A 1,405-nucleotide genomic window follows, 5' to 3' on the forward strand; every position below is an offset into this window, starting at 1 on the left:
GAACAGGCCAGCATTTTTAACGCCGCTGGCATATCAGGTTTTTCCGCCAATTTCAAGAACAACACCAACCAGGTGATGCGAGTAATTTGGGAGCAATCCTCAATCAGTTACGGCGGGAACTCACACACCTTGTTCATCGCCGGTCAGAGGTACATGGAGGCTTCAAAGCCCATGGCGCCAACGGTTGTGCCGGCATTTGGATCAATGAACAAAGACATTTTCTCTTCAGCTCAGCCGCTGCTTGCCACAGGTGCCCTAGGTGGCTGGCGGATGCGTACCATTCAGGCAGATAAGGTGGAAATTGTCCTGCGTATTGCAGCCGGCGATACGCAAGACTATTTCACTATAAAAATCAAAAAATAAGTTTCCATCGCACCAGCCTAACTGGTTGATCAAGCCGACGCCCACAAGCTCTGCTTGTGGGTGCCCTCCGTGCTACGCACTGCGGCGCGGCTTACCGAGAGCGTTAGCCTTCAGGAGAAGAGCCTTGACGACAACAGACATCCTGATGATTATTGCGACTGCCTTTAGCCCGCTGATCGCGGTGCAAGTTACTCGTTACCTCGACGACAGAAACGAGGAGCGCGGACGAAAGTTCGCCGTTTTCAAGACTCTCATGGCTACACGTGCATACACAATTTCACCTCGGCACGTGGAGGCCTTGAACACCATTGACCTGGAGTTCCTTCCGCACCGGCCAAAGGAGAAGGCCGTTCTCGATGTGTGGCAACAATATTTGGNGAAACGAGGAGCGCGGACGAAAGTTCGCCGTTTTCAAGACTCTCATGGCTACACGTGCATACACAATTTCACCTCGGCACGTGGAGGCCTTGAACACCATTGACCTGGAGTTCCTTCCGCACCGGCCAAAGGAGAAGGCCGTTCTCGATGTGTGGCAACAATATTTGGATCATCTAGGTAATACAGGGATGGAGGGGAACGCGTGGGCATTACGGCGCCTTGATCTCCTCGTTGACCTGCTTCATGCGATGGGAAATGCCCTCGGCTACGACTTCAACAAGACACAGATCAAGAATGGCACCTACGCTCCTGTAGCGCACGGCAAGCTCGAAGAGGAGCAGGGGCGAGTCCGAGAACTGGCGATTGAAGTGCTCGAAGGTCGCAGACCCCTTGGGATGCACGTAGTTAACCTTCCAGATCAGAATGCGCCACAGCGCGTTGAAGGCTAAGAAGTATTGGGGTCGGATTCCAATTTATTTCAAGCATAAGGCTGGCTTTCGTAAAAGTTATCAGCGCATTTCGGTGCAGGGTGAACCCAGCGGGCCATTGAAGTGCTGGTCCATTCCCTTGCAAGGTACGACGGGGATTTTGCTCATAAAAATATAGCCTCTAGCGCTTGATAGACAAGCGCTAGAGGCTGTTTTTGTATGAATCCCGGCAGATC

2 protein-coding genes are annotated in these 1,405 nt (G+C 52.4%); both read left to right on the top strand.

Annotated elements, in window-relative coordinates; genetic code table 11:
* Window positions 1-363: hypothetical protein (locus QZH66_RS16055; RefSeq protein ID WP_305806891.1), on the top strand; the 363-nt coding region annotated here is incomplete at its 5' end.
* Window positions 364-719: 356 nt separating this feature from the next.
* Window positions 720-1,190 carry a DUF6680 family protein gene (locus QZH66_RS16060; protein ID WP_345783862.1) on the top strand — a complete coding sequence of 157 codons (471 nt, stop codon included), beginning with the start codon at window positions 720-722 and terminating at the stop codon, window positions 1,188-1,190.
* The last annotated feature ends 215 nt before the right edge of the window (window positions 1,191-1,405 follow it).

Origin of the sequence: Stenotrophomonas sp. YIM B06876 (genome assembly GCF_030711595.1) — a bacterium.
Taxonomy (GTDB): Bacteria; Pseudomonadota; Gammaproteobacteria; order Xanthomonadales; family Xanthomonadaceae; genus Stenotrophomonas.